Here is a 1,102-nt window from a genome sequence, read left to right as displayed (position 1 = left end):
CAAACCTCAGACCCACAGCAACACCAGCTCCACCCAAAGCATCACCCGAGGGGGGTCCGGCACCAGCCGGACCCCCCTCGGCCATTCCCCCACCGGGATACGTCGCGGAAGCGGCGACCGTCCCGCACATACGTCGAAGGGCCCGGCAGGTGCCGGGCCCTTCGACGTTGTCGGGATGCTGTCCGGTCGCGGGTGTCGTCCGTCGGAATTCCCTGCGGTGCCGGATCCGACGGGTTCCCGGAGATCGCGGATGTGCCCTCGCGATGTCTCACGCGCTCCTGGGCGATGATCATCCCGTCGCGGTGATCATCCCGTCTCCGCAGCGGCCACATCGCGTTCTCAGCCGGGACCGGATCCTCCAGGCCGGAAACCCCGCTCCTGCGGCCACGCCCGGCAGCGAAAGGATCAAGCCCTTACCGGAGGCGCGGGGAGGGAGGGCTTTTCGCATGCGTTTCGCATGCCGTCCGGTCCATCCGAGAGCCCGGAGCGCGAATCGACGGCTCTTTAGACGCGACTCCCACAGAATCGGTGCCATCAAATTGATGTGATCTGCGTCACATATGATTGGTAACGGAATGTATCCGATCAGTCACGAAACATCCGTCACTTCAACAACAAGATTACGACTATCTGCGTAAACCCATCGATGATCCCCCAACTCCCACATCGGCTTCACAGGAGTCCAAACATCACAGAATGGCATCGAAACGATCAAGGAAGTCTTTGATCCCCAAACCGGCTTCCGGTGCTCAAGATCGGCGCTGTATGTTTCTGGCAATCCCTTTACTGACGCATGGGACGCAAGAGGCGTTCCACATCAGACCAAGGAGTTCCCCTTGAAGCGCATTCTCCTCCCCGCCGGTGGCGCCATCCTGGCCACCGGTCTGCTGGCCGCTGGTCTGGCCGGCACCGCCAACGCCGCCCCGGACTGGGCCTACGACACCATGGCCAAGGACGCCCCGTCTGCGGTCGACGTCGCCGAGTTCTGGCTCGCGGCGAACGGCGCGACGAACAACCTGGCCAAGGCCACCCCCTACACCTGGGAGACCAAGGCCACGCCGAAGCTCAACGCCGGTGGTGGCTACACCCCCGACGGCAAGCC

Annotated in this window: 1 pseudogene; it reads left to right on the top strand. The window is 63.5% G+C overall.

The features are described from left to right. Positions 1 to 836: 836 nt before the first annotated feature. Positions 837 to 1,102 (top strand): annotated as a pseudogene (locus AB0B96_RS40845) (hypothetical protein); the annotation flags it as partial.

This window comes from Streptosporangium sp. NPDC049046, assembly GCF_040649155.1.
GTDB lineage: Bacteria > Actinomycetota > Actinomycetes > Streptosporangiales > Streptosporangiaceae > Streptosporangium.
Note: the sequence above shows the minus strand (reverse complement) of the source record. Positions and strands in the feature narration are given on the sequence as shown.